Raw genomic sequence first — 14,621 nt, 5'->3', positions numbered from 1 at the left:
ACTCAACCGGCTTGCTCATACCCCATGCGCCAGCTCACGGCCCGCGACGCCGCCAGTAACCGCTGCGCCGCCGGGCCGTCTTCATCAGCGTGGAACAGTGAAGTCGGGCCGACGATGGTCAGCACTGCGGCGATCTGCCCGACTGCGTTGAACACCGGGGCTGACAACGCGTCCACCCCAGGCATCAACAAGCCGTGCACATGATGCAGACCGCGTTCACGGATCTGCTCGCACAAACCGCTGTAGGCATTTTGATCGGCCAGTGGATGGCCGGCGACGGCGATTTCCTGCTCGCGCAACTCATCGGTTTCCCGATGCGGCAGAAAGGCACTGAACACCAGCCCGGTGGACGAACTAAGCAGCGGCAAAACCGAACCCAACTGAGTCACCACCGTCACCGCGCGCACCGCCGGCTCGATGTGCACTACGGTCGCGCCCTGATTGCCCCACACCGCCAGAAAGCAGGTTTCATTCAGCTCGTCGCGCAACTCGGACAGGGGCAGGGCGGCGACTTTCAGCACGTCCATACTGTTCAGGGCTGCCAGGCCCACGCGCAACGCTTCACGGCCGAGTCCGTAATGGTTGGTGGCAGCGTTCTGCTCGGCGAAACCACTGGCGATCAGTGCCTGGAGATAGCGGTGCACCTTGCTCGCCGGCATCTGCACATGCTCGGCCAGACGCGACAGTGAGGTGGAGGGCGACAACTCGGCCAACGCCTTGAGGATGTCAGTGCCGACCTCGGCGGAGCGGACTTTCTGTTTGCCGTTGCTGTCGCTGGTTTTTTCCATGGTGCGGCCGGGATCCGAAAACGAATGGGCGTCTTTATAGCTTGACGCTGGATAGCGAGCAAATTACGTTATGCGTAATCGAATTACGATAATAACAACCCCGGCGTGCGCAAAGCTCTGAGCCAGAGCGATGGGCCACTGCCGACTCCCTGTTCAGGAGGCTCCATGAACCTCGATTCAAACGCGTCGGAGCTGACGTACCAGTCCGGTTTCGGCAACGAATTCAGCAGTGAAGCGTTGCCCGGCGCCTTGCCCATCGGCCAGAACTCCCCGCAAAAAGCCCCGTACGGCCTCTATACCGAATTGCTCTCCGGCACTGCGTTTACCATGACCCGCAGTGAAGCCCGGCGTACCTGGATGTACCGGATCCAGCCGTCGGCCAATCACCCGGCGTTCGTCAAACTGGAGCGGCAACTGGCCGGCGGCCCGTTGGGTGAAGTGACGCCCAATCGCCTGCGCTGGAATCCTCTGGATATCCCGGCCGAGCCGACTGATTTCATCGACGGTCTGGTCGGCATGGTGGCCAATTCGGCGGCGGAAAAACCAGCCGGCATCAGCATCTATATCTATTGCGCGAATCGCTCGATGGAGCGGGTGTTCTACAACGCCGACGGCGAACTGCTGCTGGTGCCGCAACTGGGGCGGCTGCGAATTGCCACCGAACTCGGTGTGCTCGAAGTCGCGCCGCTGGAAATTGCTGTGCTGCCGCGTGGCCTGAAATTCCGCGTCGAGCTGCTTGATCCGCAGGCGCGCGGTTACGTTGCCGAGAACCATGGCGCGCCGCTGCGCCTGCCGGACCTGGGGCCAATCGGCAGCAACGGCCTGGCCAATCCACGGGATTTCCTCGCGCCGGTCGCCGCTTACGAAAACCTGCAGCAGCCGACGACGCTGGTGCAGAAATTCCTCGGCCAGTTGTGGGGCACCGAGCTCGATCATTCGCCGCTGAACGTGGTGGCCTGGCACGGCAACAACGTGCCGTACAAATATGATCTGCGCCGTTTCAACACCATCGGCACCGTAAGCTTCGATCACCCGGATCCGTCGATCTTCACCGTGCTGACCTCGCCGACCAGCGTGCACGGTCTGGCCAACCTCGACTTCGTGATCTTCCCGCCACGCTGGATGGTCGCCGAGAACACCTTCCGTCCGCCGTGGTTCCATCGCAACCTGATGAACGAATTCATGGGCCTGATCCAGGGCGAATACGACGCCAAGGCTGAAGGGTTCGTGCCCGGCGGTGCCTCGCTGCACAGCTGCATGAGCGCCCACGGCCCGGATGGCGAAACCTGCACCAAAGCGATCAACGCGGAACTCAAACCGGCGAAGATCGATAACACCATGGCCTTCATGTTCGAGACCAGTCAGGTGCTGCGCCCAAGCCGCTTCGCCCTCGACTGCCCGCAACTGCAATCCACATACGACGCCTGCTGGGCCACGCTGCCCGCCACGTTCGACCCGACCCGGAGATAACCCATGACTCAGACTTCCATCACCCGCAGCTGGGTTGCTTCGGCCAATGGCCACGCGGATTTCCCGCTGCAGAACCTGCCGCTGGGCGTGTTCAGCACTGGCGGCTCGGCGCCGCGCGCGGGCGTGGCGATCGGTGAACATATTTTCGATCTGCAGGTGGCGCTTGAAGCCGGCCTGTTCGACGGCCCGGCACGCAGCGCGGTCGAAGCCATGCACGGCGGTCTGCTGAACGCCTTCTTCGACCTCGGTCGTGAAGCCCGCGTAGCCTTGCGCAGCCGCTTGCTGGAATTGTTCGGCGAGGGCAGCACTCATCGCGGCGCCATCGAAGCCCAAGGCGCAAAACTGCTGCCACTGGCTGCCGATTGCCAGATGCACCTGCCGGCGCGCATCAACGATTACACCGACTTCTACGTCGGCATCGAGCACGCGCAGAACGTCGGCAAACTGTTCCGTCCGGACAACCCACTGCTGCCCAACTACAAGCACGTGCCGATCGGTTATCACGGTCGCGCCTCCACCGTGCGCGCTTCTGGTACCGACGTGCGCCGCCCGAAAGGCCAGACCCTGCCGGCCGGTGCGAGCGAGCCGACCTTCGGCCCGTGCGCACGACTGGACTACGAGCTGGAACTGGGCATCTGGATCGGTCAGGGCAACGACATGGGCGAGCCGATTGCCATTGGTGACGCCGCCGAACACATCGCCGGTTTCTGCCTGCTCAACGACTGGTCGGCCCGCGATATCCAGGCCTGGGAATACCAGCCACTCGGCCCGTTCCTCTCCAAGAGTTTTATCACCAGTGTTTCGCCATGGGTGGTGACCGCCGAAGCGCTGGAGCCATTCCGCATGGCGCAACCTGCGCGCCCGGAAGGTGATCCGCAGCCGCTGCCATACCTGTTCGACAAACGTGATCAAGATGGCGGCGCCTTCGACATCGAACTGGAAGTGCTGCTGCTCACCGAAGCCATGCGCGAACAGAATCTGCCAGCCCATCGGCTGACCCTGAGTAACACTCGCTACATGTACTGGACCGTCGCACAAATGGTCGCGCACCACAGCGTCAACGGCTGCCAGTTGCAGGCCGGTGACCTGTTCGGTTCGGGGACTTTGTCCGGCCCGCAAAGCGGTCAGTTCGGCAGCTTGCTGGAAATCACCGAGGGCGGTAAAAAGCCGATCGAACTGGCCTCCGGCGAAGTGCGCAAATTCCTCGAAGACGGCGACGAAATCATCCTGCGCGCGCGTTGCGCCCGAGACGGTTTTGCCTCGATCGGCTTCGGTGAATGCCGCGGCAAAGTGCTGGCGGCGCGCTGACAGGAGCGGATCATGGATCTCTACACCTATTACCGCTCGACCTCGTCTTATCGGGTGCGTATCGCGTTGGCGCTGAAAGGGCTCGACTACACCGCGCTGCCGGTCAACCTGATCGCGCCGCCGGGGGGCGAGCACCGCCAGGCGGCGTATCTGGCGATCAATCCGCAGGGCCGGGTGCCGGCCCTGCGCACCGATGACGGCGAGCTGCTGATTCAGTCGCCGGCGATCATCGAGTACCTGGAAGAGCGTTATCCACAGCTGCCACTGCTGCCTGAAGACCTTGCCGCGCGTGCCCATGTGCGCGGTGTGGCGGCGGTGATCGGCTGCGACGTGCATCCGTTGCACAACGTCAGCGTGCTCAATCGCCTGCGTCAGTTGGGCCACGAAGAGCCGCAGGTGGTGGAGTGGATCGCGCACTGGATCAGTCAGGGGCTGACGACCGTCGAGCAATTGATCGGTGACAGCGGTTTCTGCTTTGGCGAGTGGCCTTGTGTGGCGGATGTCTATCTGATTCCGCAGTTGTATGCGGCCGAGCGCTTCGGTGTTTCGCTGGAGGCTTACCCACGGATTCGGCGGGTGGCGGCGTTGGCGGCTGAGCATCCGGCGTTCATCAAGGCGCATCCGGCCAATCAGCCCGATACCCCTTAAAGCTCTACCTCGCCCCATGTAGGAGTGAGCCTGCTCGCGATAGCGGAGTGTCAGATACGGGGATGTTGACTGACACACCGCTATCGCGAGCAGGCTCACTCCTACAAGGGATCAGGGCCGCACACAAAAAACATAAAAACAAAACAGGTACCTTGCGATGCACAACCAGATTGCCAGCTTTCGCGCGGCACTCGACGCCCGTCCTGTGTCCCGCTATCAGTGGTTATTGCTGATCCTGCTCGCCTTGCTGCTGGTCACCGACGGCTATGACGCCCAGGTGCTCGGTTACGTGGTGCCGGCCCTGGCTCAGGACTGGGGGCTGGAGAAAGCCGCGTTCGGGCCGGTTTTCAGCGCCAACCTGTTGGGCCTCACGCTCGGCTCGCTCGCGGTGACGCCGCTGGCCGATCGCTTCGGCGTGCGGCGAATCCTGCTCGCCTGCGTGCTGATCTACGCCAGCCTGACGGTGTTGATGGTGTTCGCCGATTCTCTGAACACCTTGATGATCGCGCGCTTCATCTGCGGTATCGGCATGGGCGGTGCGATGCCCAGTGCCATGGCCTTGATGTCGGAATACTCACCGCCGCGTCTGCGCACCTTGATGGTGACGCTGGCCGCTTGTGGGTTTTCGTTTGGCGGTGCAGCGGGTGGTTTTGTTGCTGCGGGCTTCATCGATCGCTTTGGCTGGCAAGCGGTGTTCCTTGCCGGTGGTGTCACGCCGTTGCTGCTGTTCCCGTTCCTGTGGTGGATGCTGCCGGAATCGCTGCCGCGTCTGCTGCGCGATGCACCGCCCTATGCGCGCCTGCGCAAAGTCACCGCGCGAATGCTGCCGGACTGGCAACCGCCGGCCGCGTCCGTCGAACAGAACGAGCGCGAGCAGGGCAGCAAATTGACCGTGGTCGAGCTGTTTCGCAACGGTTATGCGCGCCCGACCCTGCTGATCTGGGCGACGTTTTTTTTCAGCCTGATTCTGTTGTATTTCATGATCAGCTGGCTGCCGACGCTGTTGCTGGAAAGCGGTCTGAAACTCAATGAAGCCAACCTGGTGACCTCGATGTTCCTGTTCGCCGGCACCTTGGGCGCGGTGTGCATGGCCTGGTTCGCCGACCGCCTGAAACGCAAGGTGCGGCTGCTCTGCGCGGTGTTGGCCGGGGCGGCGCTGTGCACGATTCTGCTGGGCTTGAACCACGACAATCCACGCTATCTGGTGGCCTGCGTGTTTGCCGCGGGATTCTGCATCATCGGTGGGCAACTGACGTTGAACGCCTTCGCCAGCAACTTCTACCCGGCGCATGTACGCGCCACGGGCACTGGCTGGGCGTTGGGAGTCGGGCGCTTCGGTTCGATCCTCGGGCCGTTGTTCGGCAGCATGCTGCTGGCGATGCACATTCCGGTGACGCAGATTTTCTTCTTCTGCGCGATTCCGGCGGTGATTGCGGCGCTGCTGATCATCCAGGTGCGCTCGCCTTCAGATATCCCGCAATCCAATGTGGGAGCGAGCTTGCTCGCGAAGAACGATAACGCAGTCTGACAGGAACAACGGTGGCGCCTGCTTCGCGGGCAAGCCACGCTCCCACAAGGGATCGTTGTGATGCAGAAGAATGGGGCCACGCTGAACCCTGTGGGAGCGGGCTTGCTCGCGAAGGCGATTCAGGCTTCGATGCATTCATCGCTGACACCACGCTTTGCGAGCAAGCTCGCTCCCACACAGGGATTAGTGGACGACTGAATTCGGCGGCAGGTGCCCAAGCCGCTCAGTCAGGCGCAGGCGCTGGATCGGATCGTCGCTGAGCAGCAGCGCATGTTCCAGGTCGAAGCGCTCGGCGTTCGGGCAATCAAGCCGTTGATACAGGCTGGCGCGGGCCAGATAATCGGCGGCGCTGGCACCGCCCAGTTCCAGCACGCGTTCAGCATCGATCAGCGCGGCGATGTAATCCTCATGGGCCAGATGCAACTGCCGCAGGTTGCGTGACAGGCGCTGGAGCATCTGCTCTGGGCTGGCGGTGGCCAGATGGTCAGCGTTGAGTTTGAGGTGCGCGCCGTACTGACGTTGCAACAACTCGCGACAGTCATTGGGGTACAGCCGCCGACCGCCGCAGGGATCCAGCAGGTGATCAGCACCGGGTACCCGCAGCAGGAAATGCCCGGGGAAGTTCACCCCGACCAGCGGAATCTCCAGACCACGGGCCAGTTCCAGAGCAATCAGGGACAGGGTCAGCGGCTGGCCGCGACGGGTCTGCAACACTTTGTGCAACAGCGCGACCTGCGGGCGCAGCGGCAGAAAGTCATCCTGAGAGAAGCCCAGATCATTCATCCGCCGCAGCAACGGTTGCGCCAGTTCGCTGACTGGCAGCATCGGCAAGCCGTAACTGACGCGCTGTTGCAGCTCCTTGAAGTCCTGTTGCAGCGCTTCGACATCCAGGCCTTTTTCGTGCTCGGCAGCCATCCACAGCGCCGCTTCGAACAGCGCGGGCGGTGAACGGTGCAGACACTCGAAAAAGCGTTGGCGCGGACTCATCGAAATCTCCGGGGAATGCCTCGTTTTAGCCCCGTCCGCGCCATTCGTCCAGTACCGGCCAGGTTATGCCGCAAAGTCGCCGTCGAAGCGGGCGCTTATTCCGGTGCGCTTCAGCAATTTTTGGGCGCAAGCCTATACTGGCGTCTACCAGAAGTGATTCGGGAGCCTGCCGATGTTCGCTCTCATGCAAAGCACTCGCCTGGAATCGCTGCACCTCAGCGTTGACCCGGTCACCGGGTTGAAGGCGGTCATTGCCATTCATAACAGTCGCCTCGGGCCTGCCCTGGGCGGTTGCCGTTATCTTGCCTATCCCAACGACGAATCCGCAGTCGAGGATGCCATACGCCTCGCGCAGGGCATGAGCTACAAGGCGGCACTGGCCGGGCTCGATCAGGGCGGCGGGGTGGCGGTGATTGTGCGCCCGGCGCATGTGGAAAACCGCGCTGCGTTGTTCGAAGCGTTTGGCCGCTGCATCGAGCAGCTCGACGGTCGCTACATCACCGCCATCGACAGCGGCACTTCGGTGGCGGACATGGATTGCATTGCCCAGCAGACCCAGCATGTCACCAGCACCACCTCGGCCGGCGACCCGGCGCCGCATGCGGCGATGGGCGTGTTCACCGGGATTCGCGCCACCGCCATGGCGCGTTTGGGCAGCGACAATCTCGAAGGCTTGCGCGTGGCGATTCAGGGCTTGGGCAACGTCGGTTATGCACTGGCCGAGCAGCTACACGCGGCAGGCGCCGAATTGCTGGTCAGCGACATCGACCACGGCAAGGTGCAACTGGCGATGGAACAGCTCAACGCGCATCCGATCGCCAACGACGCCTTGCTCAGTACACCCTGCGACATCCTTGCGCCGTGCGGCCTCGGCGGGGTGCTCAACAGTCACACGGTGACGCAACTGCGCTGCTCGGCGGTGGCCGGTTCGGCGAACAATCAACTGACGCATCTGGATGTGGCTGATCAACTGGAGCGACGCGGGATTCTGTATGCGCCGGATTATGTGATCAACGCGGGCGGGTTGATTTATGTCTCGCTCAAGCATCGCGGCGAAGAGCTGGGGACGATTACTGCGCACCTGTCGAAGATCAGTTCGCGGCTGACCGAAGTGTTTGCCCATGCGCAGGCCGAGAAGCGTTCGCCGGCGCGGGTGGCGGATGAGTTGGCGGAGAAAGTCTTGTATCGCTGAAAAGCAAAAGATCGCAGCCTGCGCCAGCTCCTACATATGGAATGCGTATTCCCTGTAGGAGCTGCCGCAGGCTGCGATCTTTTCGATTCAAACGTGGTTACTTGGCAGCTTTCGCCGCTTTAACCGGCTTCACTGGAGCTTCTTCCGGCTCAGCCGCTGCGTCTTTTTCGACTACTTCTGCCGGTGCATTGATCAGCTCCGACAGTGCATCAGGCTGGCTCTTGAAGGCCTTGGCGAACACATCGCGGTTCTTCGCCATGTAGATCCCGACTTCTTCAACCTGTTGCTCGTTCAGCGACGGCACGGCTTTTTGCAACACTTCGGACAGCATCTCGGCCAGTTCGAGCATTTTGTCATGACGGTCAGCTTCGGCTTTATCCATGAACAAGCGCTCCAGATCTCGGCTGCTGCGGTATACCACTTCGACGGCCATTCACCACCTCACATGCCTTCACATTTAGTTGTCTTAGCGACTACTGTATTTATATACAGCGAAAGGATAAGCGAATCCCTGCGCTTTGGGTAGTGGCTTTTCAATGTAGACCGGATTCGGGGTTTTTCCTGATGCGCGCGCCTCAAACAAAACGACCCGCACACGGCGGGTCGTTGGTTTTTTTGATTTCAGAACTTGCCGCTGGCGTAACCACCATCGATAGGCATGATCACACCCGTGACGTATGCGGATTGATCGCTGAGCAGCCAGAGCACCGCGTTGGCCACTTCGTCCGCCGTGCCGAAGCGCTTCATCGACGTCACGTTGATTTTACGCTGGGTGTTTTCCGGTGCGGCTTTCAGGCGTGCCTCGCTGTTCATGCCGCCGAGGATCGGCCCCGGGGCGACCGCATTGACGCGAATGCAGCCGCCGTCTTCCAGCCGCGCATTCTCGATCGACGCCACCTGGGTCATGCCGTTGATCGCCTGCTTGCTGGCGACATAGGCCACCTGGCCGCCAATCGGCACCACCCCGGCACAGGATGAGGTGTTGACGATCGCCCCCGTGCCGCGGGTGAGCATCAGTTGCAGTTCATGGCGCATGCAGTGGTAGGTGCCGTTGACGTTGATGTTCATCACCTTCATCCAGTCGTCCGGGCACGATTGCGCGAGCGCTCCGTACTTGGCGGTCACGCCGGCATTGTTGAACGCGCAATCGAGGCGGCCGTAGGCCGAACGAATGGTCGCGAACGCCTGCTCGACCTGCGCCGGATCACCGACATCGCAGGCGATGAAACGGCAGTGTTCACCCAGCCGATCGGCCAGCGCCGCGCCTTTTTCTTCGTCCCGACCGAACACGATCACATCGGCGCCGGCCTTGATCAGGCGTTCGCTGACGGTTTCGCCAATGCCGCTGGTGCCGCCGGTGACCAGGCAGACTTTTCCCAGAAAATCGTACATATGTCGCATCTCCTTATGCCAACGCGGGGCGTAAATATTTCGGGTTTACGCAGCAATACACCCGATCCAGTCGAGGATTGCTTTTGTCACTGAAGCACTGGCTGTCCCATCGGCATTTGTGGATGTCGGCGGAGCGGCCCTGCAGGGTTTTATTGATCAGGTCGTTGTCGGCAAACAGCGCCCGCGACATCCCCACCCAATCGCATACGCCGTCGGCGAGCAACTGCTCGGCCTTGTCCAGACCGTCGATGAAACCGGCGTAACCCACCGGCACTGTCGACACCGACTTGATCGCCCGCACTCCGGCTTGCAGGTAGTGGTCCATGGTCTCCGAATGCACAATCAACTGGCCGAAAGTCGCGCCCATGCACATCGAACATTCCAGCGCGGCAACGCCGGCCTGACAGAGCGCCTGCACGGTTTCCTTGAGGTCCGGATATTGCAGCCCTTCAGCGCCCAGACGGTCATCGATGCCCAGACGAATGGTGACGATCAGTTGGCCCTGGGTGCGCTCGCGGATGGCCTTGACCACGTCGAGCAACAGTCGCGCACGGTTCTCTTCGCTGCCGCCATATCGGTCGGTGCGCTTGTTGGTGTGCGGCGAAAGAAAACTGCTCAGCAGGTAGCCGTTGGACGCCTGCAACTGCACCAGACGTGCGCCGTTGGTCCAGGCCAGCCAGGCGGAGTGGGCGAACTGCTCGATCACCTGAGCGATGTCGGTTTCGTCCATGATCTGCACGCGGTAATCCGGATCGAGTTTCGACACGCGCGGGCAGGGCACGCCACTCGGGGTCAGCACGGCAACGCCGGTGTGGGTGGTGGTGCCCTGACCGCCGTAATGCTGCAATTGCACACCTACCGGCGTGTTGACCTGCTCGGCCATCGCGAACATCGCCTTGAGCGATTCGCCCTGCTGCTGTTCGAACAGGCCGAGCCCGGTGCTCTGCAGACGCGATTGCGGCGAGACCGTGGCGTTGCACAGAAACGCCATGGAGCAGCCGCCCTCCATGATGCCCTGATAGAACTCGATCATGGCGGGCGTCACGCATCCGCTGTGATCGGCCAGGTCCACGCCCATCGACGCGAAGAACAGTCGATTGCGCAACTCCAGCCCGCCGGCCAGCCGCAGCGGCTCCAGCACGTGGGGATAGCGCGGCATCATGCTTCCTTCCTTTGTTCGGGCATCGCCGAAGCCTGGTCGAAGGTCATCCACAACGGTTGGCCGAGGACAGGCGCCGGAACCGGGGCGGTTTCTTCGTGGGAGAAGTAAGCGAACTGTTTGAGCACTTCGCGCCACTTGAAGCGCAACGGTGAATCCAGCTCTGCCAGGTGCAGTTTGAGCGTGCCGGCATTTGTCGCGTCGCTGGCGTGCAGTGATTGCAACGGCAGGCTGATCATCCCTTCGTTTTCCAGGTACAGGTAGACGTGTCCGCGCTCGGAAGCCTCGAGCGGGCTGTCGCATTGCACTTGCAGGCCGGCCATCGACAGCAGCTCAAGGCGGGCGGAGAGGTGACGACCTGAATCCAGGCGCACCAGCACTTCATGGCGTATGCCCTTGAGCGGACGGAACCAGCAGGCGGGGTCGATGTTGATATTCCGCATGCGCTTGAACACCGGCATCTTGATCACTTCACCGTGCAGGCGAATGTCGGCCACCAACTCGCCCCGCTGGAAGAATCGCGCACGCTTGTCGACCTTGCGCGCCCGCGGCTGGGCCATGCCTTCGTAGTCGCCAACCAGCACATCCACCTGAAACGAAGACTCGGTGTAACGGGGAAAACTCGACAGCAGATCAACGATGGAAATCGACACCTCACCGCGGGCATAACCGCTGTGCTCGTAGAACTGCGCGTACATGGCCTGGCGTGCCGCTTCGATCAGCATCAGGCCGGGCACGTGCTCGTGGTGCTTGCGGTAGAAAAAGTAATTGGCGGTGTCGTTGAACAGGGTGAAATAGAGCAGACCCTGCTGCGGGCAGCCGTCCAGGTTTTTCAGGACATCATGTACCAGCCGGCGCTGATCGAGGCTCAGGCCGTTGCCGCAACCGGGCAGTCGAGCCAGTTTGGCCTCGGTGCTTTCCAGCACCCAGATGCCGCTGAGGATCAGGTGGTCGGTGGCCTTTTCGTAATTCGTCAGCAGTTCTGGCAGACAGTCCGACAGGCCTGCCTGTTCGAGCTCTTCCAGGTCAATGATGGTTGGCAGCGAGCGCAGCACCAGACGTTCGCTGTCGAGCCGATAGGCCTGATTGACGATCTCCAGATCCATTGGATCAAGGTTCGCCCGTTGCACGATGGCGGCCGGCAGCCAGGCCGGCAGCAAGTGGTGAGCGTCGTAAATCAGCACGTCGTCATCGTGGCCCTTGTGGACGATGTCTTTGGCAACTTTCCTGTGCATGTCGATCATGATCATCCCTCTGTGTTGAACGTTGGTTGTAAGGCAGTTGCTATCCATGGCGTGAAATCGACCCACACCGAAAGGTGCTGCTCGACGCGTGTCAGCAGCTTCAGTTGATGTGTTTTCTTGTTTTCTTGTTATCGAGTGTCGGGCAGGTTTACTGCACCGTGATGTAGCAGGCGCCCAGGGTTCGGTTGTCCAGAACCTGCAGCGGCGCCAGCCATTTGTAGTCGATGCCGCCACGTCTGAGCAGGCGTCCGATGGCAACCGGGGACACTGACACCAGATGTGAAACGCCGCAGGTTCGGGCGTACTCCAGCGTGGCCATGAACAGGCCAACGGTGTTTTCGTCGGACATCATCTGTTCGTTTTTGCCGCCCTCGGCATCGAGGTCCAGTGAGGTGAAACGCGACAGCTCCCAGATGTCATCGCCGCACGGGGCAGGCTTGTCGCCGAGCAACGAGGTGAACACCTCACTCAGCAGATACGGCTGGGTGGTGGGCAGCAGGCGGGCGCATCCCTTGATGTTGCCGTCGTGTTCTTCGGCGACAATGTAGTGAGTGCCGCTGTGATCAAATTGGTCGAATTCGAAATCATCCGGCGTGGATAATTGCCAGCCGAGGCGTTCGACGAACACCTGATAGCGATATTGAGCCAAGCGTTGACGCTTTAGTGTCGTCAACTCGTCATAACGTCCTGACAAGTAATCCATCACAGATTCCGTTTAGTGATTGGTTGGGTGGCGATTAAAGTGCACACTGCGCTCGCATACTACCTGTCACCCTTGACAGCTAGCGGAAACATTTGGAAATATGCTAGGCATGTTGGCAAGAGGCCGGCAGCATTAACTGTGGGAAAGGAATCTCTATGTCATATTGGCAGGCTGAACTGTTGGAAAACGCCATGTCTGCAACGGATGTCGAGTTGTTGTTCGACAGTATCAAGACCGTCGCCAGGCAGTTGGAGTTTGATTATGTGGCTTACGGGTCACGCCGGCTTTTCCCCATCACCAAACCCTGTCTTTTTCTCGCCAATAATTATTCGCCCGCCTGGCAAGCTGCCTATTCCGCCAATCGTTACCTGGACATCGATCCTTACGTCCAGCGCGCAATGCGCAGCGTGAAACCGGTGCTGTGGGACGCTGAACTCAAGGCTCAGATGCCCGAATTCTGGCAGGATGCGCAGGCTCACGGGCTCTCGGAGGGCTGGGGGCAGACGCTGCTCAACAGCGAAACGCAAGGGCTGGTGACCTTTGCCCGGGGCAGCGGGACGATCACCGCGCAGGAACTCGAAACCAAACAGGCGCAGCTGTCCTGGCTGGCCCAGATTACTCACCTGGGGCTGACGCGCCTGCAGATGCGCGGCGCCGATTCGGTGCTCCCGGTACCGATAGAACTGTCGCAGAGGGAAAAGGAAATCCTGCAATGGACCGCTGACGGAAAGTCATCGGACGATGTTTCGGTGATCCTCGGTATCAGCAAAAGGACAGTAAACTTCCATATTAACCATTGCCTGAAGAAACTCGGTTGCCAAAACAAGATTGCCGCTGCAGTTAAAGCTTCGCTGATGGGCCTGCTGTGGAAATAATTATCCTGATAATTTATTGGATAACTAACTGGTGAATAACCGGAGTGTTTGTGCGCGAGTTCACAGATTTGCCGGATTAATAACATTTCATTTATAAGCTAATGCCTTTTCAAGCGTAACGAATTCATCAAGAAACTTCAGTTATACCGTCACAAACATTCCTGACGACGGTGCCTGTTCAACGGTGCGACCAAACGCCACGGCGCAGGTTTCATGCCGGCTCGCCATGATGCGTGGCCTCGTTTCTGCATGGCGCATAGCGCATACGGAAAACCGTCACGTCCAACCGGCATCATCCGCTCGCATCGGGCTAAGGAACATCATCGTGAAAATCAACTGGGCCGAGAAACTGCGGCAAAACGTGCATCAACTGGCGGAGTCCCTGGGCAACCTGTTCGTCGAGACCTTCCACTACCTGGCGCTGTTCGCCATTGGTGCGGTGACCGCATGGGCGGCGGTGATGGAATTTCTCGGCATGCTCGAAGAAGGCCACATCAAGATCGATGACATTCTGTTGCTGTTCATCTATCTGGAACTGGGGGCGATGGTCGGGATTTACTTCAAGACCAACCACATGCCGGTGCGCTTCCTGATCTACGTGGCGATCACTGCGCTGACCCGCCTGCTGATCTCCAACGTTTCGCACCACAACCCGCCGGACATGGGCATCATCTACCTGTGCGGCGGCATTCTGCTGCTGGCGTTCTCGATCCTGGTGGTGCGTTACGCCTCGTCGCAATTTCCGTCGGTGAAGATCGAAAAACCGCAACGCAAGCTCGGCGCCGGCTCCGGTGAACACCCCGAGATCGAGAAGGGCGAACTTTAAAGCCCCATCGACGGCCCAGGCTGGCCGTTGTTCTGCTGCGGTGGCGGAGGCAGCCCGTCACCGCTGGTCATCGCTTCAAGGATCGCCATGGCGCTATGGCCCTGTTCGATGGCGATGCCGAACTGAATGCTTTGCACCAGCCGCTTGAGCCGTACCGGATCGTTGCGCTGTTCGGCGCTGATCATCCGTTTGGCGACGATTCGGCCGCTGTTCGACAGGGTCAGCATGATGCTGCCGTCCAGCCCCTGAATGCTCAGGTTGATCTGATAGTCCGGCGCGAAGGCATCGGTAATGATCTGAAAAGGGTTGTCCATGATGCGTCACCGCCTGATTGAACGTGCAGTTGTTGACCGGCCGTGATCGGGTTGGTTCGCAATACCTGATCATCGGCGATTCCGTGGCCTGTGTTGTTGCTTTATGTGGGAGCTGCCGCAGGCTGCGATCTTTTGATCTGCGCTGTTTTGACTTCGGTCATGAAGATCAAAAGATCGCAGCCTGCGG

The 14,621-nt window shown here is 60.5% G+C and carries 14 protein-coding genes and 1 pseudogene; 7 read left to right on the top strand and 8 right to left on the bottom strand.

The features are described 5' to 3' along the window. Positions 1-2: 2 nt before the first annotated feature. Positions 3-788 (bottom strand): IclR family transcriptional regulator, encoded by a 786-nt coding sequence (locus tag LVD08_RS08205; RefSeq protein ID WP_027610880.1) that lies wholly within the window; start codon positions 786-788, stop codon positions 3-5. A 165-nt stretch (positions 789-953) separates the two neighbouring features. On the opposite strand from LVD08_RS08205, the gene hmgA reads away from it, so the two are divergent. The 4 genes from hmgA (at position 954) to LVD08_RS08185 (ending at position 5,742) form a co-directional block, all read left to right on the top strand. Then, positions 954-2,258 (top strand): homogentisate 1,2-dioxygenase, encoded by a 1,305-nt coding sequence (gene hmgA, locus LVD08_RS08200; protein ID WP_247267892.1) that lies wholly within the window; start codon positions 954-956, stop codon positions 2,256-2,258. A gap of 3 nt (positions 2,259-2,261) precedes the next feature. After that, a complete protein-coding gene (gene fahA / locus LVD08_RS08195) occupies positions 2,262-3,566 on the top strand; it encodes a fumarylacetoacetase (RefSeq protein WP_103369123.1) in 1,305 nt (434 codons plus the stop codon). 12 nt (positions 3,567-3,578) lie between these two features. Next, complete coding sequence (gene maiA / locus LVD08_RS08190; RefSeq protein ID WP_247267891.1) at positions 3,579-4,214, top strand: maleylacetoacetate isomerase; 636 nt, start codon at positions 3,579-3,581, stop codon at positions 4,212-4,214. Between the two features lie 157 nt (positions 4,215-4,371). Beyond that, positions 4,372-5,742 (top strand): MFS transporter, encoded by a 1,371-nt coding sequence (locus LVD08_RS08185; protein ID WP_247267890.1) that lies wholly within the window; start codon positions 4,372-4,374, stop codon positions 5,740-5,742. Positions 5,743-5,925: 183 nt separating this feature from the next. Here LVD08_RS08185 and LVD08_RS08180 read toward each other — a convergent pair whose 3' ends face one another. Continuing rightward, the gene (locus LVD08_RS08180) at positions 5,926-6,729 is read right to left on the bottom strand and encodes a SirB1 family protein (protein WP_247267889.1); all 804 of its coding nucleotides are present in this window, start codon (positions 6,727-6,729) and stop codon (positions 5,926-5,928) included. Positions 6,730-6,901: 172 nt separating this feature from the next. Here LVD08_RS08180 and LVD08_RS08175 point away from each other — a divergent pair, with 172 nt between their 5' ends. Next, on the top strand, positions 6,902-7,921 hold the full coding sequence (locus tag LVD08_RS08175) for a Glu/Leu/Phe/Val dehydrogenase family protein (protein WP_047597781.1): 1,020 nt from the start codon (positions 6,902-6,904) through the stop codon (positions 7,919-7,921). Between the two features lie 178 nt (positions 7,922-8,099). Here LVD08_RS08175 and LVD08_RS08170 read toward each other — a convergent pair. The 5 genes and pseudogenes from LVD08_RS08170 to LVD08_RS08150 form a co-directional block, all read right to left on the bottom strand. Continuing rightward, positions 8,100-8,354, bottom strand: a pseudogene (locus LVD08_RS08170) (YebG family protein); the annotation flags it as partial. A gap of 188 nt (positions 8,355-8,542) precedes the next feature. Continuing rightward, complete coding sequence (locus tag LVD08_RS08165) at positions 8,543-9,313, bottom strand: SDR family NAD(P)-dependent oxidoreductase (protein ID WP_247267888.1); 771 nt, start codon at positions 9,311-9,313, stop codon at positions 8,543-8,545. 13 nt (positions 9,314-9,326) lie between these two features. Next, positions 9,327-10,475, bottom strand: a complete 1,149-nt coding sequence (locus LVD08_RS08160) for an NADH:flavin oxidoreductase (protein ID WP_247267887.1) — start codon at positions 10,473-10,475, stop codon at positions 9,327-9,329. Further along, positions 10,472-11,716 (bottom strand): AfsA-related hotdog domain-containing protein, encoded by a 1,245-nt coding sequence (locus tag LVD08_RS08155; protein WP_247267886.1) that lies wholly within the window; start codon positions 11,714-11,716, stop codon positions 10,472-10,474. The genes LVD08_RS08160 and LVD08_RS08155 overlap by 4 nt, the downstream gene beginning before the upstream one ends. A 148-nt stretch (positions 11,717-11,864) precedes the next feature. Next, on the bottom strand, positions 11,865-12,419 hold the full coding sequence (locus LVD08_RS08150; protein WP_027610891.1) for an acyl-homoserine-lactone synthase: 555 nt from the start codon (positions 12,417-12,419) through the stop codon (positions 11,865-11,867). Between the two features lie 155 nt (positions 12,420-12,574). On the opposite strand from LVD08_RS08150, the gene LVD08_RS08145 reads away from it, so the two are divergent. Together LVD08_RS08145 and LVD08_RS08140 are read left to right on the top strand one after the other, a co-directional pair. After that, positions 12,575-13,294 (top strand): autoinducer binding domain-containing protein, encoded by a 720-nt coding sequence (locus LVD08_RS08145; protein WP_027610892.1) that lies wholly within the window; start codon positions 12,575-12,577, stop codon positions 13,292-13,294. Positions 13,295-13,619: 325 nt separating this feature from the next. Next, a complete protein-coding gene (locus LVD08_RS08140; RefSeq protein ID WP_003221775.1) occupies positions 13,620-14,120 on the top strand; it encodes a phosphate-starvation-inducible protein PsiE in 501 nt (166 codons plus the stop codon). Here the strand turns inward: LVD08_RS08140 and LVD08_RS08135 are convergent. After that, entirely contained in the window at positions 14,117-14,434 is a 318-nt protein-coding gene (locus tag LVD08_RS08135; protein ID WP_247267885.1) for a DUF3509 domain-containing protein, read from the bottom strand. The genes LVD08_RS08140 and LVD08_RS08135 overlap by 4 nt on opposite strands. Positions 14,435-14,621: the final 187 nt, after the last annotated feature.

It is taken from the genome of Pseudomonas sp. YL2, from assembly GCF_023063025.1.
GTDB lineage: Bacteria > Pseudomonadota > Gammaproteobacteria > Pseudomonadales > Pseudomonadaceae > Aquipseudomonas > Aquipseudomonas putida_A.
This window is presented reverse-complemented; position numbering and strand designations above follow the sequence as displayed.